The organism is Janthinobacterium sp. 67 (assembly GCF_002797895.1).
Classification (GTDB): domain Bacteria; phylum Pseudomonadota; class Gammaproteobacteria; order Burkholderiales; family Burkholderiaceae_D; genus Janthinobacterium.
Genome location: NZ_PGES01000001.1, coordinates 639277 through 664059 on the forward strand (window position 1 = coordinate 639277; position 24783 = coordinate 664059).

Annotated in this window: 24 protein-coding genes; 20 read left to right on the forward strand and 4 right to left on the reverse strand. The window is 60.9% G+C overall.

Going from position 1 to position 24783, the window contains the following annotated elements:
* Positions 1 to 8 precede the first annotated feature (8 nt).
* The 11 genes from ispC (at position 9) to CLU90_RS02935 (ending at position 11892) form a co-directional block, all read left to right on the forward strand.
* Positions 9 to 1193 (forward strand): 1-deoxy-D-xylulose-5-phosphate reductoisomerase, encoded by a 1185-nt coding sequence (gene ispC / locus CLU90_RS02885; protein WP_092715565.1) that lies wholly within the window; start codon positions 9 to 11, stop codon positions 1191 to 1193.
* Entirely contained in the window at positions 1190 to 2551 is a 1362-nt protein-coding gene (gene rseP / locus CLU90_RS02890) for an RIP metalloprotease RseP (protein ID WP_092715563.1), read from the forward strand. The genes ispC and rseP overlap by 4 nt, the downstream gene beginning before the upstream one ends.
* An 83-nt stretch (positions 2552 to 2634) precedes the next feature.
* Positions 2635 to 4971, forward strand: a complete 2337-nt coding sequence (gene bamA, locus CLU90_RS02895; protein ID WP_092715561.1) for an outer membrane protein assembly factor BamA — start codon at positions 2635 to 2637, stop codon at positions 4969 to 4971.
* Between the two features lie 52 nt (positions 4972 to 5023).
* Entirely contained in the window at positions 5024 to 5542 is a 519-nt protein-coding gene (locus CLU90_RS02900) for an OmpH family outer membrane protein (RefSeq protein WP_046684967.1), read from the forward strand.
* Positions 5543 to 5706: 164 nt separating this feature from the next.
* Positions 5707 to 6762: a UDP-3-O-(3-hydroxymyristoyl)glucosamine N-acyltransferase gene (lpxD, locus tag CLU90_RS02905; RefSeq protein ID WP_092715559.1), complete on the forward strand. Its 1056-nt coding sequence runs from the start codon at positions 5707 to 5709 to the stop codon at positions 6760 to 6762.
* Positions 6759 to 7253, forward strand: a complete 495-nt coding sequence (fabZ, locus tag CLU90_RS02910) for a 3-hydroxyacyl-ACP dehydratase FabZ (protein WP_092715557.1) — start codon at positions 6759 to 6761, stop codon at positions 7251 to 7253. Before lpxD ends, fabZ begins: the two co-directional genes overlap by 4 nt.
* A 1-nt stretch (position 7254) precedes the next feature.
* A complete protein-coding gene (lpxA, locus tag CLU90_RS02915) occupies positions 7255 to 8046 on the forward strand; it encodes an acyl-ACP--UDP-N-acetylglucosamine O-acyltransferase (protein WP_092715555.1) in 792 nt (263 codons plus the stop codon).
* Entirely contained in the window at positions 8030 to 9205 is a 1176-nt protein-coding gene (gene lpxB, locus CLU90_RS02920) for a lipid-A-disaccharide synthase (protein ID WP_092715553.1), read from the forward strand. Before lpxA ends, lpxB begins: the two co-directional genes overlap by 17 nt.
* Positions 9206 to 9242: 37 nt before the next feature.
* Complete coding sequence (rnhB, locus tag CLU90_RS02925; RefSeq protein WP_070304017.1) at positions 9243 to 9881, forward strand: ribonuclease HII; 639 nt, start codon at positions 9243 to 9245, stop codon at positions 9879 to 9881.
* Complete coding sequence (locus tag CLU90_RS02930) at positions 9878 to 10663, forward strand: TrmH family RNA methyltransferase (RefSeq protein ID WP_092715551.1); 786 nt, start codon at positions 9878 to 9880, stop codon at positions 10661 to 10663. Before rnhB ends, CLU90_RS02930 begins: the two co-directional genes overlap by 4 nt.
* A gap of 11 nt (positions 10664 to 10674) precedes the next feature.
* Positions 10675 to 11892: an aminotransferase class V-fold PLP-dependent enzyme gene (locus CLU90_RS02935; RefSeq protein WP_092715548.1), complete on the forward strand. Its 1218-nt coding sequence runs from the start codon at positions 10675 to 10677 to the stop codon at positions 11890 to 11892.
* 37 nt (positions 11893 to 11929) lie between these two features.
* Here CLU90_RS02935 and ppsR read toward each other — a convergent pair whose 3' ends face one another.
* A complete protein-coding gene (gene ppsR, locus CLU90_RS02940; protein ID WP_092715546.1) occupies positions 11930 to 12778 on the reverse strand; it encodes a posphoenolpyruvate synthetase regulatory kinase/phosphorylase PpsR in 849 nt (282 codons plus the stop codon).
* A gap of 152 nt (positions 12779 to 12930) precedes the next feature.
* On the opposite strand from ppsR, the gene ppsA reads away from it, so the two are divergent.
* From ppsA to CLU90_RS02965, 5 genes are all read left to right on the forward strand, one after another.
* Positions 12931 to 15360, forward strand: a complete 2430-nt coding sequence (gene ppsA, locus CLU90_RS02945; RefSeq protein WP_092715773.1) for a phosphoenolpyruvate synthase — start codon at positions 12931 to 12933, stop codon at positions 15358 to 15360.
* A 145-nt stretch (positions 15361 to 15505) separates the two neighbouring features.
* Positions 15506 to 16003: a Dps family protein gene (locus CLU90_RS02950; protein ID WP_046684974.1), complete on the forward strand. Its 498-nt coding sequence runs from the start codon at positions 15506 to 15508 to the stop codon at positions 16001 to 16003.
* Between the two features lie 176 nt (positions 16004 to 16179).
* Positions 16180 to 16596 (forward strand): NfeD family protein, encoded by a 417-nt coding sequence (locus CLU90_RS02955; RefSeq protein WP_092715544.1) that lies wholly within the window; start codon positions 16180 to 16182, stop codon positions 16594 to 16596.
* 15 nt (positions 16597 to 16611) lie between these two features.
* Positions 16612 to 17556 (forward strand): SPFH domain-containing protein, encoded by a 945-nt coding sequence (locus tag CLU90_RS02960; protein ID WP_092715542.1) that lies wholly within the window; start codon positions 16612 to 16614, stop codon positions 17554 to 17556.
* 602 nt (positions 17557 to 18158) lie between these two features.
* The gene (locus CLU90_RS02965; RefSeq protein ID WP_010397665.1) at positions 18159 to 18467 is read left to right on the forward strand and encodes an H-NS histone family protein; all 309 of its coding nucleotides are present in this window, start codon (positions 18159 to 18161) and stop codon (positions 18465 to 18467) included.
* Between the two features lie 307 nt (positions 18468 to 18774).
* Here CLU90_RS02965 and smpB read toward each other — a convergent pair whose 3' ends face one another.
* On the reverse strand, positions 18775 to 19224 hold the full coding sequence (smpB, locus tag CLU90_RS02970) for an SsrA-binding protein SmpB (RefSeq protein WP_034752217.1): 450 nt from the start codon (positions 19222 to 19224) through the stop codon (positions 18775 to 18777).
* 93 nt (positions 19225 to 19317) lie between these two features.
* Here smpB and CLU90_RS02975 point away from each other — a divergent pair, with 93 nt between their 5' ends.
* The 4 genes from CLU90_RS02975 (at position 19318) to guaA (ending at position 23313) form a co-directional block, all read left to right on the forward strand.
* Complete coding sequence (locus CLU90_RS02975) at positions 19318 to 19749, forward strand: type II toxin-antitoxin system RatA family toxin (protein ID WP_035818194.1); 432 nt, start codon at positions 19318 to 19320, stop codon at positions 19747 to 19749.
* Complete coding sequence (locus CLU90_RS02980; RefSeq protein WP_092715540.1) at positions 19742 to 20047, forward strand: RnfH family protein; 306 nt, start codon at positions 19742 to 19744, stop codon at positions 20045 to 20047. The genes CLU90_RS02975 and CLU90_RS02980 overlap by 8 nt, the downstream gene beginning before the upstream one ends.
* A 124-nt stretch (positions 20048 to 20171) precedes the next feature.
* The gene (guaB, locus tag CLU90_RS02985; protein ID WP_092715538.1) at positions 20172 to 21632 is read left to right on the forward strand and encodes an IMP dehydrogenase; all 1461 of its coding nucleotides are present in this window, start codon (positions 20172 to 20174) and stop codon (positions 21630 to 21632) included.
* 70 nt (positions 21633 to 21702) lie between these two features.
* A complete protein-coding gene (gene guaA, locus CLU90_RS02990; protein WP_092715535.1) occupies positions 21703 to 23313 on the forward strand; it encodes a glutamine-hydrolyzing GMP synthase in 1611 nt (536 codons plus the stop codon).
* A gap of 133 nt (positions 23314 to 23446) precedes the next feature.
* Here the strand turns inward: guaA and CLU90_RS02995 are convergent, their stop codons facing one another.
* Positions 23447 to 23839 carry a GtrA family protein gene (locus CLU90_RS02995; RefSeq protein WP_100427133.1) on the reverse strand — a complete coding sequence of 131 codons (393 nt, stop codon included), beginning with the start codon at positions 23837 to 23839 and terminating at the stop codon, positions 23447 to 23449.
* Positions 23836 to 24771: a glycosyltransferase family 2 protein gene (locus tag CLU90_RS03000; protein WP_092719318.1), complete on the reverse strand. Its 936-nt coding sequence runs from the start codon at positions 24769 to 24771 to the stop codon at positions 23836 to 23838. The genes CLU90_RS02995 and CLU90_RS03000 overlap by 4 nt, the downstream gene beginning before the upstream one ends.
* Between the last annotated feature and the right edge of the window lie 12 nt (positions 24772 to 24783).

Sequence of the window (24783 nt, forward strand, 5' to 3'; positions counted from 1 at the left end):
GGAAACTCATGCAATACATCACCATCCTTGGCGCGACCGGCTCGATCGGCGTGTCCACCCTGGACGTGCTCGCGCGTCATCCCGAGCAATACAGCGTGTATGCGCTGAGCGCGCACAGCCGCGTAGCCGAACTGGCTGCCCAGTGCCTGCAGTTCCGTCCCCGGCGCGCCGTCGTCGGCACGGCGGACGCCGCCCTTGAACTGACGCGCTTGCTGCGCGGGCAGGGCGTCGATACGCAAGTCGAGTACGGCGTGGAGGCCCTGTGCGCCATCGCCAGCGCGCCGCAAGTGACGGGCGTGATGGCGGCCATCGTCGGTGCGGCCGGCCTGGCGCCTACCCTGGCGGCGGCGCGTGCTGGCAAGAAAGTATTGCTGGCCAATAAAGAAGCGCTGGTCATGTCCGGCCAGCTGTTCATCGATGCCGTGCATGACAACGGCGCCGTGCTGCTGCCGATCGACAGCGAACACAACGCCATTTTCCAATGCATGCCGCACGCCCATGGCCGCGTGCCTGGCGCCGCGGGCGTGGCGAAAATCGTGCTGACGGCATCCGGCGGCCCCTTCCTCACGCGCGACGTCGAGACGCTCGACGCGGTTACGCCGGACCAGGCGTGCAAGCATCCGACCTGGGCCATGGGCCGCAAGATTTCCGTCGATTCGGCCACCATGATGAACAAGGGCCTGGAAGTGATCGAGGCGCACTGGCTGTTCGGTGCGCCAGCCGACCAGATCGAAGTGCTGATCCATCCGCAAAGCGTGATCCATTCGATGGTGTCGTACATCGACGGTTCCGTGCTGGCCCAGCTGGGCAATCCGGACATGCGCACGCCCATCGCCCATGCGCTGGCGTATCCGCAGCGCATCGCTTCCGGCGTGGCGCAGCTGGACCTGGCGCAAGTGGCGACCCTGCAGTTCGAGCGTCCCGATTTCCGCCGTTTCCCTTGCCTGGCGCTGGCGTTTGACGCCTTGCGCGCGGGCGGCACGGCGCCGGCCCTGCTGAACGCGGCCAATGAAGTGGCCGTGCAGGCATTTCTTGACGAACGGATCGGCTTCCGCCAGATCGACCGGGTCATCGCCCACGTGATCGAGACGGTGCCGCATGGCGCCGCATCGAGCATCGAAGCCGTGCTGGAGCAGGACCGCCTGGCCAGGGCGGCCGCGCAAGCGTATATCGCCCAAAGGCTGGCTGCATGACGCTCATCACCACTTTATTGGCCTTTATCGTCGCGCTCGGTTCACTGATTACCTTGCACGAACTGGGCCACTATCTGGTGGCGCGCTGGTGCGGCGTGAAAGTGCTGCGTTTCTCGATCGGCATGGGAAAAGTGGTGTATTCGCGCAAATTCGGCAAGGATCAGACGGAATGGGCGATTTCCGCGCTGCCGCTGGGCGGCTATGTGAGCATGCTCGACAGCCGCGCACAAGACCTCAGCGGCTTGCCGGAAAGCGAATTGCGCCGCGAATTCACGCGCCAGAGCGTGTGGCGCCGCATCGCCATCGTGGCCGCCGGCCCGCTGGCCAATTTTCTCGTCGCCATCGTGCTGTACGCGGGCTTGTTCATGCATGGCATCGAAGAGCCGTCGAGTAAACTCGGCCCCGTTGCCGAGCAGACGCCAGCCTACATGGCGGGCTTGCGCAGCGGCGACACGGTTGAAGCCGTCAATGGCAAGGCCGTGTCCAGCTGGTCCGAGCTGCGCTGGGAATTGATCCAGGCGACTCTCGACAAGCAGCCGGCGCGCATCGAAGTGCGCCGGCCCGACCGTGGCCAGCAGGAAGCGACCTTGCCGACGGCCAGCCTGACGGAAGCGGACCTGGAAGGCGACGTGCTGGGCAAGCTGGGCCTGACCCTGGCCCGTTCCGCGCCCACGCTGATGGAAATCATGCCCGATGGCGCCGCCGCGCGCGCCGGCCTGCAGAAGAACGACCAGATCCTCGCCATCGACGAACAGCCCGTGCACGACGTGGCGGCCGTCATCGCCACCCTGAGCCAGGCGCCGGGCAAGACCTTGCAATTGCAGCTCCTGCGCCAGGGCCAGGGCCTGACCCTGTCCATAACGCCGGACGCCGTGCCGGGCGCCGGGGCGGAGGGAGCTGTAACAGTTGGTAAGATACAGGCAAAGCTGGGACAGGTGCCGGATATGATCACCGTGGCATCGGGACCGTTCTCTGCCGTGGGCAAGGCGTCTGCCAAGGTCTGGGATACCAGTGTCATGAGCCTGAAAATGCTGGGCAAAATGATCACCGGCCAGGTGTCGCTGAAGAATGTGACGGGACCGATTACCATTGCCGATTACGCGGGCCAGACGGCGCGCATCGGCCTGGTAAGCTACCTGAGCTTCATTGCCTTCATCAGTATCAGTCTGGGCGTGATGAATTTGCTACCCATTCCTGTTCTGGATGGCGGGCATTTGCTGTATTATTCGCTGGAAGTTTTGACCGGACGCCCCTTGCCGGAGCGCGTAGGCGAGATTGCCCAGCGCCTGGGGATCGGTTTGTTGCTGACCTTGATGGTGCTTGCCGTCTTTAATGACGTGTTGCGATTGCTGAATTAGGGCGGTGGTTGATGCCATTGCGTGAGTCGCACAAGCAATCTTTTGTGTATGTTGTCCATTGATTTACCCATTGAATAACCCCAATGAAATTACATTCTGCTCGTTTTGCCTTGCCTTCCTTTCGCCGCAGCCTGATCGGCGCCGCCGTCATGGCCTTCTGTTCCGGCCATGCCCTGGCCGTCCAGCCATTTACTGTCAAGGATATCCGGGTCGAAGGGATCCAGCGTACTGAAGCGGGCACCGTGTTTGCCTACCTGCCTGTGCGCGTCGGCGAAACGTTCTCGGACGAGAAGAGCGTTGCCGCCATCAAGGCCCTGTATGCGACGGGCATGTTCAAGGATGTGCGCCTGGAAGCCGATGGCGACGTGCTGGTGGTGCTGGTCGAGGAACGTCCGGCCATCGCGAGCGTGGAATTTACCGGTACCAAGGAATTTGAAAAAGACGTGCTGGTCAAGGCACTCAAGGAAATCGGCGTCGGCGAAGCCAAGATTTTCGACAAGGCCTCCGTCGACCGCGCGGAACAGGAACTCAAGCGCCAGTACCTGTCGCATGGCCTGTACGGCGTGAAGATCACCACCACCGTCACGCCGATCGAGCGCAACCGCGTCAACGTGGTGTTCGCCGTCGACGAGGGCGACGTGGCCCGCATCAAGCAGATCAACATCGTCGGCAACAAGGCGTTCAGCGACAAGGAACTGCGCGAACAGCTGGCCCTGAACACGGGCGGCTGGTTCAGCTGGTACACCAAGGCCGACCAGTATTCGAAGACCAAGCTGACGGGCGACATCGAGGCGCTCAAGTCCTATTACCTGGACCGCGGCTATATCGAGATGCAGGTCGACTCGACGCAAGTGTCGATCACGCCCGATAAAAAAGATATCTACCTGACGATCAACATCACCGAAGGCGAGAAGTACAAGATCGCCGGCACCAAGTTCGAAGGCGAGATGTTCGGCCGCGAAGAAGAACTCAAAGCGCTGAACCTGATGCGCGAAGGCGACATCTACTCGGGCGCGCGCCTGACGGCGACCAACAAGCGCATTCAGGACCGCCTGGCCACGTTCGGCTATGCGTTCGCCAACGTCAACGCGAATCCCGAGATCAACCGCGAAAAGCATGAAGTGGGCTTCACCTTCTTCATCGATCCGGGCAAGCGCGTGTACGTGCGCCACATGAATATCGCCGGCAATACCACCACGCGCGATGAAGTCATCCGCCGCGAATTCCGCCAGTTCGAATCGTCCTGGTACGACAGCAACAAGATCAAGCTGTCGCGCGACCGTGTCGACCGCCTCGGCTACTTCAAGGACGTGACCATCGACACGCCGGAAGCGCAGGGCACGACCGACCAGGTGGACGTCAACGTGACGGTGGTGGAAAAGCCAACCGGTAACTTCCTGATCGGCGGCGCGTTCTCGCAATCGGAGAAGTTCACCCTGTCGGCATCGATTTCGCAAGCCAACTTCGCCGGTAGCGGCAATACGGTCGGCATCGAACTCAATACCAGCCATTACAGCCGCACGATCGCGTTTTCGCAGACCAATCCGTATTTCACGGACGATGGCATTTCGCGCAGCTTTGAAGTCTACCTGCGTACGACGGAACCGCCGGCGCTGAACATCGGCAGCTACAAGATCAAGCAGACCGGTGGCCGCGTCAGTTTCGGCGTGCCGTTCTCGGAAGTCGACACCGTCTTCTTCGGTATCGGCGCCGAGCGTTCGCGCATCGAAACCGACATCACCAGCCCGATCCGCTTCAAACAGTACGTGATCGACAATGGCGGCCCGTCCGATGGTATCGGTTCGGCCACGACGAATTCCATCCCGCTGACGGCGGCATGGCAGCGCGACAGCCGCGACAGCGCCCTGACGCCATCGATCGGCCGCTACCAGCGCGTCAACCTGGAGGCTGACCTGATCGGCGACCAGAAATACTTCCGTGCCATTTATGAGCACCAGTATTTCCGTCCGCTGTTCAGCAAGGTCACCCTGGCGCTGAAGGGCGAGATCGATTACGGTCACGGCATCGGCAAGCACGTGTATCCGGTCTTCAAGAACTTCTACGGCGGCGGTATCGGTTCGGTGCGCGGCTACCTGAGTTCCTCGCTGGGCGCGGTCGAACCGAGCACCAACGATGCCCTGGGCGGCGCTTCGCGCCTGATCGGTAACGCGGAACTGCAGATGCCATTCCCCGGTTCGGGCAATGACCGCAGCTTGCGCTGGTTCGGTTTCCTCGACGGCGGCCAGGTCTACCAGGAAGGCGAAAAAATGCGGATCTCGCAATTGCGCTATTCTGCTGGCTTGGGCATCAGCTGGATTTCACCGGTGGGCCCGCTCAAGCTGAGCTACGCCAAGCCGCTGAACGCCAAGCCGACGGACCGCCTGGAGCGCTTCCAGTTCCAGATGGGTACCGGTTTCTGACCGGACCCTCTGAACCGGGGCGACAGCTTTCACTTTTTGACCATGGAGTATCATGAACACCGCATCCGCTACCCTGCCCAAGACCCTTGCCGTGATCGCATTGTGCTGGAGTTCGCTGTTGCCGGTGCAGGCGCAGGCTCAGGAGTCGAAGATCGCCTGGATCAGCAGCGAACGTATTTATAACGAATCGAGGCTGGCCAAGCTGGCCAGCGCCAAGCTGGCCGAAGAGTTCCGCTCGCGGGAAAAAGCCGTGCAGGAACTGGCTGCCCGCTTCAAGGTGGCCAACGAAGCGCTGGAAAAGGACATGCCGACCCTGAGCGAGGCGGAGCGCGCCAAGCGCCAGCGCGAGTTTTTCGAGCTGGACAAGGAACTGCAACGCCGCCAGCGCGAATTCCGTGAAGACCTGAGCCAGCGCACGAACGAAGAGCGCAGCGCCATCGCGGAAAAAGCCAACACCATCATCCAGCAGATGGCGCATATCGAGGGATATGACATCGTGCTGCAGGAAGCCCTGTGGGCCAGCCCGCGCATCGACATTACCGACAAGGTCTTGAAGGCGCTGGACAAGTAACAGCAACGGTTTTAAGCCTGACAGTGCCGTAGCGAGCGGATGTGAGTTGTGGTTGAGAAGCGGATCTGTGCGAATGTACGGGGCCGCCCGAGGCAGTGAGCATCGGATACCGCAAATCGCGCCGCGCAGTAGGCATAGTCAGGCGTTTTTATAAGGGTATATCGATGGGCACTCGACTAGGTGAATTGGTCGAACGCTTCGGCGGACAGTTGGCGGGCGATCCGAACCTGGAAGTTTCAGGGATCGCGCCGCTGGCCGACGCCGGCGCTTCGCACATCAGCTTTCTCAGCAATAGCAAATTCCGCGCACAGGCGGCCCAGAGCGGCGCCGCCGCGCTGATACTCACGCCGGCCGACGACGCGTTGATCGGCGGCGACTACGCAGGCGCGCGCATCGTCACCCCGAATCCCTATGTGTATTTCGCGCGCGCGGCGCAGTATTTCGCCGCCCTGGCCGAGATCAAGGCGCCCGTGGGTATCCACGCCAGCGCCATCGTCGATGATGGCGCGCAGGTCGACGCCACTGCCTCGGTCGGGCCGCGCGCCGTGATCGAAGCGGGCGCCGTGATTGGTGCCGGCTGCGTCATCGGGCCTGGTTGCGTGATTGGCCGCGATGCCGTCATCGGCGCCGGCACCCAACTGTTCGCCAACGTGACCTTCCACGCGCGCTGCGTGATCGGCCAGCGCGGCATCATCCATTCGGGCGCCGTGATCGGCACCGACGGATTCGGCTTCGCCAACGAAGGCGGCGTATATATCAAGATTCCGCAGACGGGCAGGGTGGTGATCGGTGACGATGTCGACATCGGCGCCAACACCACCATCGACCGCGGCGCGCTGGCCGACACCATCATCGAAGATGGCGTCAAGCTCGATAACCAGATCCAGATCGGCCACAACTGCCACATCGGCGCGCACACGGCCATGGCCGGCTGCGTCGGCGTGGCCGGCAGCGCCATCATCGGCAAGTACTGCACCTTTGGCGGCGCCGCCATGGTGCTGGGCCATCTGACCATCGCCGACCGCGTCCATGTGGGCTCGGGCAGCATGGTCTCGCGTTCGATCGCGGAGCCGGGCCAGTACACGGGTTTTTATCCGCTGGCCAAGAACGCCGACTGGGAAAAGAGCGCCGCCATCGTGCGCAACCTGTCAAGCATGCGCGAGAAGATCCGCGCGCTTGAAAAAACAATTAAAACACTGACCACGCAAGACGAAAAATGACTACTGAAAAAAAGACCCTCGACATCCTCGCCATCAAATCGCTGCTGCCGCATCGCTACCCGCTGCTGCTGGTCGACCGCGTGCTGGACTGGGAAGCCGATAAAACCATCACCGCCATCAAGAACGTGACGGTCAACGAAGAGTTCTTCCAGGGCCATTTCCCGCACAAGCCGGTCATGCCCGGCGTGCTGATGATCGAAGCGCTGGCGCAGACGGCGGCCTTGTTGTCGTTCCTGTCGATGGGCGTGAAACCGGATGAAAATTCGGTCGTGTACTTTGTCGGCATCGACAATGCACGCTTCAAGCGTCCAGTCGAGCCGGGCGACCAGCTGAAGATGGACGTGGAAATCCTGCGCGTATCGCGTGGCATCTGGAAATACAAGGCCGTCGGTACGGTCGACGGCAAGCTGGCGGTGGAAGCGGAACTGATGTGCACCATCCGCAGCGCCCAGGATGCGAGCCAATCTGCGAGCCATCCAGCGGGGCAGTAACATGGCGGCCATCCACTCCACGGCAGTCATCGATCCGAAGGCCGAGCTCGACAGCTCGGTCGAGGTGGGTCCGTACACCATCATCGGTCCGCACGTGCGCATCGGCGCCGGCACCAAGGTTGGCCCGCACGTGGTCATCGACGGCCACACGACGATCGGCAGCGACAACCACCTGTTCCAGTTTTCTTCCATCGGCGCACAGCCGCAGGATAAAAAATGGGCGGGCGAGGCGACGCGCCTGGAAATCGGCGACCGCAACACGATCCGCGAATTTTGCACCTTCAACACGGGCACCGTGCAGGGCGGCGGCGTCACGCGCCTGGGCAATGACAACTGGATCTCGGCGTACGTGCACCTGGCGCACGACTGCCTGGTGGGCAACAACACCATCTTTTCGAACAATGCCCAGATGGCGGGCCACGTGGAGATCGGCGACTGGGTCATCATGAGCGGCTTCGCCAACGTGCACCAGTTCTGCAAGATCGGCGCACACGCCTTTGTCGGCATGAGCACCAGCCTGACGCAGGACGTGCCGCCTTTCGTGCTCCTGAACGGCAATCCGGCGCAGGCGCATGGCGTCAATATCGAAGGCTTGAAACGCCGCGGCTTTACGCGCGAGCAGATCAACGGCATCCGTACCGCGTATAAACTCATCTACCGCTCGGGACTGACCCTAGAAGAATCCAAGGCAGCCCTGTTTGAAGAAGAAGCGGCATCGTCGCCCGAGGTGGCGCAACACATTCGCGCCATGCGTGAATTCCTTGGCGTGGCCTCGCGTGGCATCGTCCGCTGACCATTCCAGCGACCTGTCGGTCGCCATCGTCGCCGGCGAGGTGTCGGGCGACTTGCTGGCCAGCCGGCTGCTGTCCGGCCTCGTGCCGCAGCTGCCCGGCGCGCGCTTCCATGGCATCGGCGGCGAGCACATGGCAAAACACGGGTTTGTGTCCGACTGGCCGCTCGAGAAGCTGACCGTGCGCGGCCTGTTCGAGATCATTCCCCGCTACCGCGAGATCAAGGGCATCCAGAACGCGCTGCGCGACCGGCTGCTGGCCGAGCGTCCCGCCGTCTTCATCGGCGCCGACTATCCGGGTTTTAACCTGGGACTGGAACAGCAGCTCAAGGAAGGCGGCATCCCCACCGTGCACTACATCGGGCCGCAGATATGGGCCTGGCGCGGCGGGCGCATCAAGAAAATCATCAAGGCCGTCTCGCACATGCTGGTGATCTTCCCGTTCGAGGAAGAAATCTACCGCAAGGCGGGCGTGCCCGTCACCTATGTCGGCCATCCGCTGGCCGAAATGATCCCCCTGCAGCCCGACGAAGCGGCCGCGCGCCGCACCCTGGGCTTGCCCGAGGATGCCAATGTGGTGACCCTGATGCCGGGCAGCCGCATGGGCGAACTCAAATACAATACGGCGGCCTTTGTCGGCGCCTGCAAGCTGCTGCTGGCGCGCGACCGCTCGCTGCGTTTCGTCGCGCCCATGGCCGGCGAAAAACAGCGCCAGTACTTCCTGCAATTGATCGCGGAAGCGGGCCTGAAGGACGTCGAGATACTGCTCACGGACGGCGGCTCGCACACGGCCATCTGCGCCGCCGATGCGGTGCTGGTGGCGTCAGGCACGGCGTCGCTGGAAGTGGCGCTGTACAAGAAGCCGATGGTCATCGCCTACAAGATGATGCGCGCATCGTGGGAAATCATGCGCCACATGGGCTACCAGCCGTGGATCGGCCTGCCCAATATCCTGGCGCGCGACTACCTGGTGCCCGAACTGCTGCAGAACGCGGCCAGCCCGGAAGCGCTGGCCGAAGCGATGTGGCAGCAGCTGAGCGACGTGCCGGGCCGTTTGCGCCTGGTGCAGCGCTTCACGGACATGCATCACAGCCTGCTGCGCGACAGCGCGCAGGAAAGCGCGAATGCCGTCATGCAGGTCATCGCCGCCAACCGCAAGTAAGCACCGTTTCAATCGCAGTTCCTACCAAAGATTCAACGTGAAAAATATCTATCCCGGCCTGTTTGACGACTTGCCATTCTCGCTCGATGAAATCATCTGCGGCGTCGACGAGGCAGGCCGCGGTCCGCTGGCCGGCCCCGTGTTCGCCGCCGCCGTGATCCTCGACCCGAACCAGCCGATCGACGGCTTGCGCGATTCGAAAAAACTCAGCGAAGCGAAACGCGATTTGCTGGCGCCGCAGATCAAGGCCAAGGCCCTGGCCTGGGCCATCGCCGAAGCGTCGGAAGAAGAGATCGACCGCCTGAACATCCTGCAGGCGTCGATGCTGGCCATGCGCCGCGCCGTCGAGGCTTTGGCGACCGTGCCGACCCTGGCCCTGATCGACGGCAACCGCTGTCCTGTGATGCCGATACGCGGCATGGCCATCGTCGGTGGCGACGACAAGGTCGATTCGATTTCCGCCGCCTCGATCCTGGCCAAGACGGCGCGCGACGCGGCCCTCGTGCACCTGCATGCGGCCTATCCCGAATACTGCTTCGACCAGCACAAGGGCTATGGCACCAAGCTGCACCTCGAGCGATTGCACCTGCACGGCGCCTCGCCCGTGCACCGGCGCTCGTTCGCGCCCGTGCGCAACGTGATCGCCCTGTTTGGCGGACAGGAGGTGGCGGCATGAAGACGATCACTTCGCGCGACAATGCGCAATACAAGGATTTGCTGAAACTGGCGGGCAGTTCGCAGGCGCGCCGCAAGTCGGGCCGCACCTTGCTCGACGGCGTGCATCTGTGCCAGTCGTACCTGCAGCTGCGGGGCATGCCGGAACAGTGCATCGTCAGCGAAAGCGCCTTGCAGAACCCGGAAGTGGCGGACATCGTCGGCCAGCTGGAAAGCCAGCGCGCGCACGTACTGGGCTTGCCCGACGCGCTGTACCACGCGGTGAGCCAGGTCGAACACGGCGTGGGCGTAATGTTCCTCATCGAGACGCCGGAACGGGCCGTCACGCAGCCGCTGAGCGTGTCGGCCGTGCTGCTCGATAACCTGCAAGACCCGGGCAACGTGGGGTCGATTTTGCGCAGCGCGGCCGCCGCCGGCATCACGCAGGTCTACTGCAGCGCCGGCACGGCCTTCTGCTGGTCGCCGAAGGTGCTGCGCGCGGCGATGGGCGCGCACTTCGTGCTCGATATCTTTGAAAACGTCGACCTGGCGGCGTTGGTCTCGGAGGCCAAGGTGGCGACCCTGGCCACCAGCGGCTACGCCACGAAGCGGTTGTACGACGTCGACCTGCGCCAGCCCGTCGCCTGGCTGTTCGGCCATGAAGGGCAGGGCGTGGCCGACGATTTATTGTCGATGGCCACGCACCAGGTGGTCATTCCCCACCTGGGCCAGATCGAATCGCTGAACGTGGCCGCCTGCGCCGCCGTCTGCTTCTTCGAGCAGCTGCGCCAGGGCCAGTCCTGAACGGGGTAACCATGTCTTTTCCTCCGCTTGCCGATGGTGCCGTACGTGACGAGGCCTGGTGGCGCCAGGTCGCCGCGTTTTATCCCGCGCCGCCTGACGCCATCGTCAATCTCGAACATGGCTATTTCGGCGCCATGGCCAGCCCGGTGCACGCGGCGTTCGAACAGGCCGTGCGCTACACCAACGAGCAATTAAGTCCCTTCGTGCGCGGCGAATTCACGCGCACGCACGTGGACATTCTGCGCCAGCGCGTCGCCGCGCTGATCGGTGCGCAGCCGCACGAAATCCTGTTGACCCGCAGCGGCACCGAGTCCATGCAGGTGCTGATCACGCAGTACCACGGCCTGGCGCCCGGCGATACGGTGCTGTGGAGTAATCTCGACTTTCCTGCCATGCGCACGGCCATGCGCTGGCTGGCGCAGCGCCGCGGCGTCACCAGCACGCAAGTTCAATTGAGCTTGCCCATCGGCGACGACGAGATCATCGCCAGCTACGCGCAAGCCATGCGCCAGGCAGTCAAGCCCAAGTTGCTGCTGCTGTCGCAGGTGACGCCGGCCAACGGCCAGCAACTGCCGCTCAATGAGATCATGGCGCTGGCGCGCGAACACGGCATCGACGTGCTGCTCGACAGCGCCCATGCGCTGGGACAGGTCGACGTGGACGTGCAGGCCATGGGCATCGATTTCGCCGGTTTCAACCTGCATAAATGGCTGGGGGCGCCGGCGGGACTCGGTGTCGTGTATATCCGCGCGTCGCAGCTGCACAAGATCGAGCCGCACTATGGCGACGATGACTATCCGCTGGACGATATCCGCAGCCGCCTGCACATGGGCATGCCGCCGATCGGCGCCATCCTGGCCGCACCGGCCGCGCTGGACTTCCATGCGCGCCTGGGCGGCACGCCGGCCAAGAATGAACGCCTGGCCTGGCTGCGCGACTATTGGGTCAGCCGCGCCGCGCAACTGCCCGGCGTGCGCATGTTGTCTCCGCTCGATGCCAGGCGCGGCACGGCGCTGGTCGCCTTTGCCGTCGATGGCATGAGCGCGCGCGAACTGCAGCAAGCCTTGCTGCAGCGCTTTGGCGTATTTACCGTGCAGCGCAATATCGGCGATACCGATGTCGTGCGCGCCACGGTGGCCGCCACGACCACCACCGGTGAACTCGATCAGCTGGTGGCCGCGCTGACGGTGCTCTCCAGCGAAGTGAACTCCAGCCTGGCGAACACCTGACTAGACCACGCGCAGCAGGTCTGGCCAGGCGCTTTTCTCAATACTCGCGGCGGTTCGGTTTGATTTCCTGGAGGATGGTCGTGGAGATCTCCTCGATCGACTTGGTGGTCGACGACAGCCAGCGGATACCTTCGCGTTTCATCATCTTTTCCGCCTCGTTGACCTCGTAACGGCAATTTTCGATGGCCGCATACTTGCTTCCGGCGCGTCTTTCGTTGCGTATTTCCGACAAACGTTCGGGCGTAATGCTCAATCCGAAAATTTTATTCTTAAATTCCAGCAGGGCCGATGGCAGCTTGTCACGCTCGAAATCGTCGGGAATCAGCGGATAATTGGCCGCCTTGATCCCGTATTGCATGGCCAGATACAGACTGGTCGGGGTCTTGCCAGAGCGTGAAACACCCACCAGAATGACATCGGCCGAAGAGAGGTTCTTGTGCGACTGGCCATCGTCGTGCGCCAGCGAATAGTTGATCGCCTCGATGCGGTTCTTGTATTCCTCGCTGTCGACGATGTTGTGCGAGCGCCCGATGGTATGGGTGGACATCACGCCCAGTTCCTGCTCCAGCGGGGCGACAAAGGTCTGTATCAGGTCCATGTGCATGCCGCTGGACTTGCGGATCACGGCCGACAGGTCGTTCTTCACCAGGGTGGAGAAAATGATCGGACGCTGGCCGTCGCTGGCGAAGGCTTCGTTGATCTTGCGCGCCGCCTCATGGGCCTTGTCCATGGTGTCGATGAAGGGCAGGCGGATCTGGCGGAAGCGCAGATCGAATTGCGTGAGCACCGAGTGGCCGAACGTCTCGGCGGTGATGCCGGTGCCGTCGGAAACGAAGAAGACGGTGCGGGCCGCGGAGGGCAGAGGAGGGCGTGGATCTTGTGTCATGGGTTTTCGGATCAAGATTGTGCGTCGTCAATTTGCGCCGCACAAGGTAAAATGGCTGTAACGGTATGATTGTGCTGCACGACGCCAAGAATAACAAGAAGACTGTCTGTGCGCCGCGCGTAAAGATTTCTATCATCAGTAAGGGTGTCATTATGACCAACGCAGTATCGCAACAGCAGGACAAGGACGCGGTGTATGTTGCCTCGTTTGAGCATTTGCGCATGACGGATGTCGAATCCGTCGGCGGCAAGAACGCCTCCCTGGGCGAAATGATCAGCCAGCTGGCGGAAGCCGGCGTGCGCGTGCCCGGTGGCTTTGCCACCACGGCGCAGGCATTCCGCGATTTCCTGTCGTATAGCGCCAACGGCGGCTTGCCGCTGGCCGAACGCATCGCCCAGCGCCTCGAAGGGCTGAACATCGATGACGTGCGCTCGCTGGCGCAAGCCGGTGCCGAGATCCGTCAATGGATCGTGGAAACGCCATTCCAGCCACGCCTGGCCGCCGAAATCGACCAGTTCTACGCCAAGCTGGTGGCCGATTCCGACACGGAAATGTCGTTTGCCGTGCGTTCCTCCGCCACGGCGGAAGACTTGCCCGACGCGTCTTTTGCTGGTCAGCAAGAAACCTTCCTGAACGTGGTCGGCATCGACAACGTGCTCGAGGCCATGAAACAGGTGTTCGCCTCGCTGTATAACGACCGCGCCATCTCGTATCGCGTACATAAAGGCTTTACGCACGCTGAAGTGGCCTTGTCGGCCGGCGTGCAGCGCATGGTGCGTTCCGACCTGGGCGCGGCCGGCGTGATGTTCACCATCGACACGGAATCGGGCTTCAAGGACGTCGTCTTCGTCACGTCCAGCTATGGCCTCGGCGAAACCGTGGTGCAGGGCGCCGTCAATCCCGACGAATTCTATGTGCACAAGCCGATGCTGGAAAAAGGCAAGTCGCCCGTGATCCGCCGCAATATCGGCTCGAAGCTGCTGAAGATGGAATTTACGAACGAAGCGAAAGCTGGCCGTTCCGTGAAAACCGTCGACGTGCCCGTCGAAATGCGCAACCGCTATTCGCTGAACGACAGCGAAGTGGTGGAACTGGCCAAATACGCCGTCATCATCGAGAACCACTACGGCCGTCCGATGGACATCGAGTGGGGCAAGGATGGCCGCGACGGCAAGCTGTACATCCTGCAAGCGCGTCCCGAGACCGTCAAGTCGCAGCAAAAGGCGACCGACGTGCAGGAACGCTTCAAGCTGAAAAGCACGGGCACCGTGCTGACGTCCGGCCGCGCCATCGGCCAGAAGATCGGCGCCGGCCCCGTGCGCGTGATCCACGACCCGGCCGACATGGAGCGCGTGCAGCCAGGCGACGTGCTTGTTGCCGACATGACGGACCCGAACTGGGAACCGGTCATGAAGCGCGCTTCGGCCATTGTCACCAACCGCGGCGGACGTACTTGTCACGCAGCAATTATTGCCCGTGAACTCGGTGTGCCGGCCGTCGTCGGCTGCGGCGACGCGACCGACGTGCTGAAAGATGGCACGTTCGTCACCGTGGTCTGCTCCGAAGGCGACGAAGGCAAGATCTACGACGGCTTGCTGGAAACGGAAGTGTCGGAAGTGTCGCGCGGCGAATTGCCGAAGCTCGACACCAAGATCATGCTCAACGTGGGCAATCCGCAGCTGGCGTTCGACTTCCAGTCCGTGCCGAATGCGGGCGTGGGCCTGGCGCGCCTGGAATTCATCATCAATAACAATATTGGTGTGCATCCGCGCGCGATCCTGGAATACCCGAACATCGATGCCGACCTGAAAAAGGCCGTGGAATCGGTGGCGCGCGGCCACGCTTCGCCGAAGGCGTTCTACATCGACAAGCTGGCCGAGGGCATCGCCACCATCGCCGCCGCGTTCTGGCCGAAAAAAGTCATCGTGCGCCTGTCCGACTTCAAGTCGAACGAGTACAAGAAGCTGATCGGCGGTTCGCGCTACGAGCCGGACGAGGAAAACCCGATGCTGGGCTTCCGCGGCGCGGCGCGCTACCTGTCGGCCGACTTCTCCGAAGCGTTCAACATGGAATGCGAAGCGATGAAGCGCGTGCGCAATGACATGGGCCTGACGAACGTGGAAATCATGGTGCCATTCGTACGTACCCTGGGCCAGGCCGAGAAAGTCATCGACTTGCTGGCAAAAAATGGCCTGAAGCGCGGCGAGAATGACCTGCGCGTCATCATGATGTGCGAAGTGCCGTCGAACGCCATCCTGGCCGACCAGTTCCTCGACCATTTCGACGGCTTCTCGATCGGTTCGAACGACCTGACCCAGCTGACCCTGGGCCTGGACCGCGATTCCGGCATGGAATTGCTGGCGGCCGACTTCGACGAGCGCGATCCTGCCGTGAAAGCCCTGCTGGCCCTGGCCATCAAGGCTTGCCTGGCACGCGGCAAGTACATCGGCATTTGCGGTCAGGGGCCTTCGGACCATCCTGACTTCGCCGTCTGGCTGATGGAGCAGGGCATCGAATCGATGTCGCTCAATCCCGACTCGGTAATCGACACGTGGCAAAAGCTCGCTGCGCTGAAAGCGTAAGCGTCCTTCCGCCCCTTTAAAACCCGCTGCCGCTGACCCGGCAGCGGGTTTTTTTATGCCTGTCACGCGGCGCACGCCAGTATCCGATGGGCTTGCGCCAGATCAGCTAAAATGATTCCACCAATACATTGAAACAGGAGTTCACATGGCAAGCAAGAAACCGAGCAAAGTGGCAAAGATCGACATCGGCATTTCCGAAGCGGACCGCGCGAAGATTGCGGAAGGCCTGTCCGGCCTGCTGGCCGACAGCTACACCTTGTACCTGATGACCCATAATTTTCACTGGAACGTCAAGGGACCGATGTTCAACACCCTGCACCTGATGTTCATGACGCAATACACGGAGCAGTGGGCCGCGCTGGACCTGATTGCCGAGCGCATCCGCGCCCTCGGCTACCCGGCGCCGGGCACCTACAAGGAATTCGTCAAGCTGGCCTCGATCAAGGAAATCGACGGCGTGCCGCCGGCGCTGGAAATGGTCAGCCACCTGGTGTCGGCGCAGGAAGCGACCGCGCGTACGGCGCGCCGCCTGTTCCCGCTGCTGGAAAAAGCCAATGACCAGCCGACGGCCGACCTGATTACGCAGCGCCTGGATTTGCATGAGAAGACGGCGTGGATGCTGCGCAGCCTGCTGGAAGAGTAAATGCCTTTCCGGCGGCGCTAATTCGCCCTTGGCTATTGACGCCACCCGGAATTGCGTTAGACTGCTTGTATATAGGTGTTGGCAAGAATAATATCAGGCAGTACAGCGCATTAAACCCCGTCGCTTATATAGGCTGCGGGGTTTTTTATTTTCGGATTCAATAGGACGGAGGCATCATGGCTGAATGGGTAGGCTGGTTTGTGGCGGCTGGCGTGGTATTGATCCTGGAATTGTTCACGGGCACGTTTTATCTGCTGATGATCGCCATCGGCGTCAGTGCCGGGGGATTGGTGGCGCTGGCGGGTGGAAATGGCAGCTGGCAGGCCGTGACGGCGGCCATTGTCGGCGTGGCGGCCACCCTGTTATTGCGGCGCAGCCGTTTTGGCAAGGCGGCGCGGCGCGATGCGGCGCAGGATCCGAATGTGAATCTCGATATCGGCCAAAGCGTGGCCGTGGCGCATTGGGTTGATGGCGTGGCGCGCGTCATGTATCGCGGCGCCTTGTGGGATGTGGAATTGATACCCGGCAGCGACGCGCAGGCCGGTCATTACACCATACGTGCCGTGCGCGGCAGCCGTTTGATTGTTGGATAACCTGGAGAGTAGATTATGGAAGTAAACATTGGAAGCGTGTCGCTGATCTTGTTATTGCTGGCATTGGTATTTGTCTTCAAGACCGTCAATGTGGTGCCGCAACAGCATGCCTGGGTGGTCGAGCGTCTGGGAAAATTCCATGCCGTATTGGGGCCTGGACTGAATATCGTCGTGCCGTTTGTCGACCGCATCGCCTACAAGCATGTGTTAAAGGAAATTCCGCTCGACGTGCCGCCGCAGGTGTGCATTACGCGTGATAACACGCAATTACAGGTCGATGGCATTCTGTATTTCCAGATTACCGACGCCATGCGTGCTTCCTATGGCTCGTCGAATTATATTGCCGCCATTACGCAACTGGCGCAAACGACCTTGCGCTCGGTAATCGGCAAAATGGAACTCGACAAGACATTTGAAGAACGCGACCATATCAACACGGCCATCGTGAATGCCATCGATGAATCGGCGGCGAATTGGGGCGTCAAGGTATTGCGTTATGAAATCAAGGATTTGACGCCGCCCAAGGAAATCCTGCATGCGATGCAGGCGCAGATTACGGCCGAGCGTGAAAAGCGTGCGCTGATTGCCGCTTCGGAAGGGCGCAAGCAGGAGCAGATCAATATCGCCAGCGGCGAGCGCGAAGCGGCCATCGCCCGTTCCGAAGGCGAGAAGCAGGCCTCGATCAACCGGGCAGAAGGGCAGGCCACAGCCATCGTCGCGCTGGCGCAGGCCAGTGCCGAGGCGTTGCGCCAGGTGGGCGCGGCCATCCGCGAGCCCGGCGGTGAAGATGCCGTCAACCTGAAAGTGGCCGAGCAGTATGTGGGCGCCTTTGCGCAATTGGCGAAAACGAATAACTCGATTATCGTGCCGGCCAATCTGGGCGATATGAGCGGTTTGATCGCCACGGCGATGCAGGTGGTGAAAACCCAGAAGCCGAAAAGCGGCGTGGCGATTCCCTGATTGTCTGGTGAATAGCAAACTCGTAGCAAGTTAGTCGTCAAAACTGCCCGCCGTATCGCGGGCAGTTTTCATTTGCGCTATTGGAATATATGCTGGCAGCGGGGTTCGTGTATCGGCGCTTGAAGCAATAGCGTTGAAAATCTTTTCTCTATGCTATGCTGTGCGCACTTTCGGGATTATATGCTGTCGTGCGACGTTTATCTTTTTGATTGAAGTAGAATCTGCTGCACCGATGTCCGCGATGGATGTCGGGACGAGTTTGGTGCCGGTGCGCAATGGTCGATAGTATCGGCTCCGAGTATATTTTGAATTGCAATTTAGAATTACTATAATTTGCAATGAAGTACTGCGGAATAAAGGCGGCCGATGATGTCGTATTGAATCGCCGCCGCACAAAGCAGAGCTGCTTGCACGGATGGGTCCATGTGCGATGTCCGCCCCTTGATTGAAGAACTGCATCGCTTGAAAGCCGGGGAAGTAGGATTTTTGGTAAAAGAATTGTAAAAAACAATCAAATCTTCAAAAAAATTACCTCAGTCGCGTTACAATTGGATAGAATTTAACTGTTCAGTTATATTTTTCAACTCACACAAGGAAATATCATGGATCTGTCCAGCTTATCCCTGTCCGAACTGCGCACCTTGCAGGACGACATCAAGAAGCAAATGAAGAAACGCGAACAGGACGATCTGTCCAAAGCGCGCGAACAAATCCTGGCGATCGCCCAGAGCGTCGGTGTTTCCGTCAAAGATCTGGTTGGTACGGGTATCCGCGCTAAAACCGGTACCGTTGCCGTACGCTATCGCAATCCGGACGATGCGACGCAGCAATGGACTGGCCGTGGCCGTCAACCGAAATGGGTCAAAGAGTGGACCGATTCGGGCAAGTCGCGTGATCTGCTGAAGGTGTAATGTAATACGCCATTCATTCGGATGCTTGTCCTGTGCGGTAGGGCAGGTGTGATACAAGGCAGTATGCAAGCATCCGGAACTTTCCTGATTTATCGTCTTTGGCCAGGCAGGCAAAGCTGATTCCCATCGATTATCTCCGCGGTATTTTCGCTAATACCAGTCTTATTCCGTCGTATCTCTTCCTTTTCCTGTTTTATTCCCGCCGCGCCCAGTTATTTCTCGCGTGCCACGCGCAATCGGCAAAATAAAACCCGGCATATGGCCGGGCTTGTTGTTGCGATCGCAGCGCGCTGCATGCGCTGCCGGATCAGCGGCGGTGCGACTTCATTGCCGCCTGCACTTCGCGCGCGCCATCGCGGTCGCGTTCCGCCGCCCGCTTGTCGTGCTGCTTCTTGCCCTTGGCCAGGCCGATTTCGCATTTCACGCGGCCGCCCTTGTAGTGCAGGTTGAGCGGCACCAGGGTGTAGCCGGAGCGTTCCACCTTGCCGATCAGTTTATCCATTTCCGTACGGTGCAGCAGCAGCTTGCGCGTGCGTACGGCTTCCGGATGGATGTGGGTGGAAGCGGTCGGCAGGGCGCTGATATGCGCGCCGAACAGGAAGAGTTCATCGCCGCGGACGACGACGTAGGCTTCCTTGATTTGTACGCGGGCGTCGCGGATGGCTTTGACTTCCCAGCCTTCCAGCACGATGCCCGCTTCGTAGCGATCCTCGATAAAGTAGTCGTGGAAGGCTTTTCTGTTGTCTGCTATGGTCATGAGATGGTAAATGTGCGCGGGTCGGTTAAACTACTGTCTCGCGCAAGCGCGATAAAATCAAATGTATCCAACATCATAGCAAATGGTTCTTCAATGGCAGTAGTACATAAATCAGTTTTTCTCGGCTATAGCGCCGAACAAATGTTCGCGCTGGTGGCGGCGGTGGAGGATTATCCCAAATTCCTGCCCTGGTGCGGCGCGGTCGAGATTCGCGAGCGGGGCGAGAACACGGTCGTTGCCAGCGTGGGCATACATTACCACGGCGTGCGCCAAAGCTTCACCACGTCCAACGAGAACGTGCCGCCGACTTCCATCAAGATGAAGCTGGTGGACGGTCCTTTCAAGACCCTCGATGGCGTGTGGACCTTCAAGGCCCTGCGCGAAGATGCCTGCAAGATCGAACTGGATCTGCACTACGAGTTTTCCAGCCGCGTGTTGGAACAGATCATCGGCCCCGTCTTCGGCATGATCGCCAACAGCATGGTCGATTCCTTCTGCAAGCGCGCGGAGACCGTGTATGGCTGAGGTCAGCACGCATGGTATCACCGTGCAAGTCTGCCACGCCTTGCCCGATAGCAGCTTCCTGCGCGCCCTGACGGTGCCTGTGGGCACCACCATCGAGCAGGCGGTGGCGCAGAGCGGCTTGCTGCAGACCATCCCCGGCATCGACCTGGCCGTCAATATGGTCGGCATCTATGGCAAGAAGAAGCCATTGGATACCATCCTGCGCGAGCATGACCGGGTGGAAGTGTACCGGCCCTTGCAGGCGGACCCGAAAGAGGCGCGCCGGCGCCGCGCCGGGAGCAAGCCTGCCAAGGGCTGAGCGGACAGGGCGGTCGCTGCCTGGTGAGCGCCATTTTTTGCTATTTCCAAATATCTTTTCTATGCTGCAAGGACGGAGGGCGTTTTTTTCTGTATAATCTGCTTTTGCGCCAATAGGAAATGCTATGCGTCTACTTCAAAAAGCACTCACATTCGATGACGTGCTGCTCGTCCCAGCCTACTCCAACGTTCTGCCCGCCGATACGTCCCTCAAAACTCGCCTGACCCGCAATATCACCTTGAATATCCCCTTGCTGTCCGCAGCCATGGATACGGTGACGGAAGCCCGTCTGGCGATCGCGATGGCACAGGAAGGCGGCATCGGCATCATCCACAAGAATTTGAATCCGAAGGACCAGGCACGTGAAGTGGCCCGCGTAAAGCGTTTCGAAGCAGGTGTGCTGCGTGATCCGATCACGATCCCGCCGGAAATGAAAATCCGCGACGTGATCGCCCTGACGGAACAATACGGCATCAGCGGTTTCCCTGTCGTCAAGGGCAAGGAAGTCGTCGGCATCATCACCAACCGCGATTTGCGCTTTGAGCAGGAACTCGACGCGGAAGCTTCCGCCAAGATGACCCCGCGCGAAAAGCTGGTGGTCGTCAAGGAAGACGCCGATACGGCCGAAGCCAAGCGCCTGATGAACAAGCACCGCCTCGAGCGCGTGCTGGTCGTCAACGACGCGTTCGAACTGCGCGGCCTGATCACCGTCAAGGATATCCAGAAGTCGACATCGCACCCGTTCGCGTCGAAAGACAGCCAGGGCAAACTGCTGGTCGGCGCTGCCGTCGGCGTGGGCGCCAAGGATGAAGAGCGCATCGACCTGCTGGTCGCTGCCGGCGTCGACGTGCTGGTGGTCGACACGGCCCACGGTCACTCGCAAGGCATCCTGGACCGCGTGAAGTGGATCAAGACCAAGTACCCGCAAGTCGAAGTGATCGGTGGCAACATCGCTACCGCCGCCGCCGCCAAGGCGCTGGTCGAATACGGCGCCGATGCGGTCAAGGTCGGCATCGGTCCTGGCTCGATCTGCACCACGCGTATCGTCGCCGGTGTGGGCGTGCCGCAAATCACGGCCATCTCGAATGTTGCCGAAGCACTGGAAGGCACGGGCGTGCCATGTATCGCCGACGGCGGTATCCGCTTCTCGGGCGATATCTCGAAAGCGCTGGCCGCTGGCGCCTCGACCGTCATGATGGGTTCCATGTTTGCCGGTACGGAAGAAGCACCGGGCGAAGTGATCCTGTACCAGGGCCGCAGCTACAAATCGTACCGCGGCATGGGTTCGCTGGGCGCCATGTCCGATGGTTCGGCTGACCGTTATTTCCAGGACGCCACCATGAAGGCCGACAAGTTCGTGCCGGAAGGTATCGAAGGCCGCGTGGCCTACAAGGGCAGCGTGCTGGCGATCATCTTCCAGCTGGTGGGCGGCGTGCGTCAATCGATGGGTTACTGCGGTTGCGCCACCATCGACGAACTGCGCGAAAAAGCGGAATTCGTGGAAATCACTTCGGCCGGCATGCGCGAGTCGCATGTCCATGATGTGCAGATCACGAAAGAAGCGCCAAATTATCGCTCCGAGTAAGCGGTAACGAAAGTCCAGACCGGCGCCCAGTGCGCCGGTTTTGCAATTGACCTTGAATAAAGCTCCGACCATGCATTCTAAAATCCTCATTCTCGATTTCGGTTCCCAAGTCACCCAGTTGATCGCCCGCCGCGTGCGCGATTCCGGCGTGTTTTCCGAAGTCTACCCGTATGACGTCAGCGACGAATTCGTGCGCAACTATGGCGCCGCCGGCGTGATCCTGTCGGGCAGCCACAATTCCACCCTGGACGGCGACTCGCCGCGCGCGCCGCAAGCCGTGTTCGAGCTGGGCGTGCCCGTGCTGGGCATCTGCTACGGCATGCAAACCATGGCGGCCCAGCTGGGCGGCAAAGTGGAAAACGGCCTGGTGCGCGAATTCGGCTACGCCGAAGTGCGCGCCCGCAACCACACCAAGTTGCTCAACGGTATCGCCGACTTCGTCACCGACGAAGGCCACGGCATGCTGAAAGTGTGGATGAGTCATGGCGACAAGGTGCTGGAAATGCCGCCAGGCTTCAAGTTGATGGGCAACACCCCGAGCTGCCCGATCGCCGCCATGGCCGACGAAGAACGCCAGTTCTACGGCGTGCAATTCCACCCGGAAGTGACGCACACGGTGCAGGGCAAGGCCATGCTCGGCCGTTTCGTGCATGAAATCTGCGGCTGCAAATCGGACTGGAACATGCCCGACTACATCAGCGAAGCGGTGGAAAAGATCCGCGCGCAAGTCGGTACCGACGACGTCATCCTGGGCCTGTCCGGCGGCGTCGACTCGTCCGTCGCGGCAGCGCTGATTCACCGCGCCATCGGTGACCAGCTGACCTGCGTTTTCGTCGACCACGGCCTGCTGCGCCTGGACGAAGGCAAGATGGTGATGGACATGTTCGCCAAGAACTTGGGCGTGAAAGTCATCCGCGTCGATGCGGAAGAGCAGTTCATGGGCCACCTGGCCGGCGTGACCGATCCCGAGCAAAAGCGCAAGATCATCGGCCGCGAATTCGTCGAAGTGTTCCAGGTCGAATCGGGCAAGCTGGTCAACGCCAAATGGCTGGCGCAAGGCACGATTTACCCGGACGTCATCGAATCGGCGGGCAAGGGCAAGAAAGGCCAGACCATCAAGAGCCACCATAACGTGGGCGGCTTGCCGGACACCATGAAGCTGAAATTGCTCGAACCCTTGCGCGAACTGTTCAAGGACGAAGTGCGCAAACTGGGCGTCGCCCTGGGCTTGCCGCATGACATGGTCTACCGCCACCCGTTCCCGGGCCCGGGCTTGGGCGTGCGCATCCTCGGCGAAGTCAAGAAAGACTACGCCGACCTGCTGCGCCGCGCCGATGCCATCTTCATCGAAGAACTGCGCAACACGCCGTATGAGCCGGTCGTAGTGCCTGGCTTCGACCAGGATAGCGTTCCGACCAACTGGTACGAAGCGACGAGCCAGGCTTTCGCCGTGTTCCTGCCCGTCAAATCGGTGGGCGTGATGGGCGATGGCCGCACCTACGAATACGTGGTGGCCCTGCGCGCCGTGCAGACGCAAGACTTCATGACAGCCCACTGGGCACACCTGCCGCACAGCCTGCTGGGCAAGGTCTCGAACCGCATCATCAACGAAGTGCGCGGCATCAACCGCGTCGTCTACGATATCTCGGGCAAGCCGCCGGCGACCATCGAGTGGGAATAATTTTCAACCCGGCAGCGTAAGGTAACGCCGGGTCAATGAAACAGCCAAGCCACTGACTTTTAAGGGTTTTTGTCCGCCATGTCCTGCGGCAAAGTGGCATCGGGTAGTTTCGGGCAGTCTCGTCCCGTCTGTATCAGTTGCCGGACGATTTTGGCCGGTACAGCAAACGAGACAGCGTGAAATTAACTCCCAGGGCGGCCACGGAACCCGTCGCCACCGCGGTCCATGGCTGCGCCCGTGCGTACGCCATGGTGAGGATGAACAGGGCATATACCGCGTAGTTGACCAGGGCGCCCAGCGCCATCAGGCCAATGTAACGCAGCCATTCGGCGCGGCTGGCCCGGTTGGCGGTGCGGAAGGTGTAGTGCCGGTTGCAAAACCAGGTGAAACTGGCTGCCGCCAGGAACGAGAAAATGCGCGCCTTGTACGGGTTCGTGGCTACCGTCCGCAGCAATACTTGCAGCACGCCCGCATCGATGAGGAAGCCCAACGCACCGACCAGGCAAAAGCGGACAAATTGGCTCATCTCGGGCGTTGTGGCGGGGCGATTTGCAGGTAGATCAGACGTTTGATTTCCTGGCGGCCACGAGTGACGGTGTCGAGTATGAGTCCACAGGCAGCCGACAGCGCTGCCGTGATGCCCATGCCCGTTACCAGCACGGCGGTCGGGAAGCGCGGCACCAGGCCCGTTTCCGCGTAGGTGATGAACAAGGGTATGGCCAGCAAGGCCGCCAATACTGCCAACAGCGCGGCGATGGCGCCAAAGAATGCGAGTGGACGCTCCAGCCGGAACAGCTTGACTATCATCAGCAGGATGCGCACGCCGTCGCGATAGGTGTTTAATTTGCTATGCGAGCCAACGGGACGCGATTTGTACGCAGATGCAATTTCATCTACCGACATGCGCAGTTCAAGCGCGTGCACCGTCAGTTCGGTCTCGATTTCAAAACCGTTGGCGAGGGCGGGGAAGGACTTCACGTAGCGTCGTGAAAACACGCGGTAGCCGGACAGGATGTCGCTGAAGGAACGACCAAACAGGCGCGCCACGCACTCGGTCAGCAGCCAGTTGCCGAGCCGGTGTCCGGCCCGGTACGCCGCGACTTCTTCGGTGATGCGACGCGCCACCACCATGTCGAGTTGATTGGCGAACAGGCTGTGCAGCATTGCCGGTGCGCTCGCGGCCGCGTAGGTGTCGTCGCCGTCGACCAGCACGTAGGCATCTGCTTCGATGTCGGCAAACATGCGCCGCACCACGTTGCCCTTGCCTTGCAGCGGCACGTTATACACCACCGCGCCATTTTCCCTGGCAATTTCACTGGTGCGGTCGCTGGAGTTATTGTCGAACACATACACGGTGGCGCCAGGGAGGGCCTCCACGAAATCACGGACTACGGCGCCGATGGCGACTTCTTCGTTGTAACAGGGAATGAGGACTGCAATTTGCTGCTGTTGGATCATTAAGTTGTTCCT

Bases quoted from the DNA above. Each gene is read 5' to 3' on its own strand.
- ispC (WP_092715565.1), top strand. From the start codon at position 9: ATGCAATACATCACCATCCTTGGCGCGACCGGCTCGATCGGCGTGTCC.
- rseP (WP_092715563.1), top strand. From the start codon at position 1,190: ATGACGCTCATCACCACTTTATTGGCCTTTATCGTCGCGCTCGGTTCA.
- bamA (WP_092715561.1), top strand. From the start codon at position 2,635: ATGAAATTACATTCTGCTCGTTTTGCCTTGCCTTCCTTTCGCCGCAGC.
- CLU90_RS02900 (WP_046684967.1), top strand. From the start codon at position 5,024: ATGAACACCGCATCCGCTACCCTGCCCAAGACCCTTGCCGTGATCGCA.
- lpxD (WP_092715559.1), top strand. From the start codon at position 5,707: ATGGGCACTCGACTAGGTGAATTGGTCGAACGCTTCGGCGGACAGTTG.
- fabZ (WP_092715557.1), top strand. From the start codon at position 6,759: ATGACTACTGAAAAAAAGACCCTCGACATCCTCGCCATCAAATCGCTG.
- lpxA (WP_092715555.1), top strand. From the start codon at position 7,255: ATGGCGGCCATCCACTCCACGGCAGTCATCGATCCGAAGGCCGAGCTC.
- CLU90_RS02930 (WP_092715551.1), top strand. From the start codon at position 9,878: ATGAAGACGATCACTTCGCGCGACAATGCGCAATACAAGGATTTGCTG.
- CLU90_RS02935 (WP_092715548.1), top strand. From the start codon at position 10,675: ATGTCTTTTCCTCCGCTTGCCGATGGTGCCGTACGTGACGAGGCCTGG.
- ppsR (WP_092715546.1), bottom strand. From the start codon at position 12,778: ATGACACAAGATCCACGCCCTCCTCTGCCCTCCGCGGCCCGCACCGTC.
- ppsA (WP_092715773.1), top strand. From the start codon at position 12,931: ATGACCAACGCAGTATCGCAACAGCAGGACAAGGACGCGGTGTATGTT.
- CLU90_RS02950 (WP_046684974.1), top strand. From the start codon at position 15,506: ATGGCAAGCAAGAAACCGAGCAAAGTGGCAAAGATCGACATCGGCATT.
- CLU90_RS02955 (WP_092715544.1), top strand. From the start codon at position 16,180: ATGGCTGAATGGGTAGGCTGGTTTGTGGCGGCTGGCGTGGTATTGATC.
- CLU90_RS02960 (WP_092715542.1), top strand. From the start codon at position 16,612: ATGGAAGTAAACATTGGAAGCGTGTCGCTGATCTTGTTATTGCTGGCA.
- CLU90_RS02965 (WP_010397665.1), top strand. From the start codon at position 18,159: ATGGATCTGTCCAGCTTATCCCTGTCCGAACTGCGCACCTTGCAGGAC.
- smpB (WP_034752217.1), bottom strand. From the start codon at position 19,224: ATGACCATAGCAGACAACAGAAAAGCCTTCCACGACTACTTTATCGAG.
- CLU90_RS02975 (WP_035818194.1), top strand. From the start codon at position 19,318: ATGGCAGTAGTACATAAATCAGTTTTTCTCGGCTATAGCGCCGAACAA.
- CLU90_RS02980 (WP_092715540.1), top strand. From the start codon at position 19,742: ATGGCTGAGGTCAGCACGCATGGTATCACCGTGCAAGTCTGCCACGCC.
- guaB (WP_092715538.1), top strand. From the start codon at position 20,172: ATGCGTCTACTTCAAAAAGCACTCACATTCGATGACGTGCTGCTCGTC.
- guaA (WP_092715535.1), top strand. From the start codon at position 21,703: ATGCATTCTAAAATCCTCATTCTCGATTTCGGTTCCCAAGTCACCCAG.
- CLU90_RS02995 (WP_100427133.1), bottom strand. From the start codon at position 23,839: ATGAGCCAATTTGTCCGCTTTTGCCTGGTCGGTGCGTTGGGCTTCCTC.
- CLU90_RS03000 (WP_092719318.1), bottom strand. From the start codon at position 24,771: ATGATCCAACAGCAGCAAATTGCAGTCCTCATTCCCTGTTACAACGAA.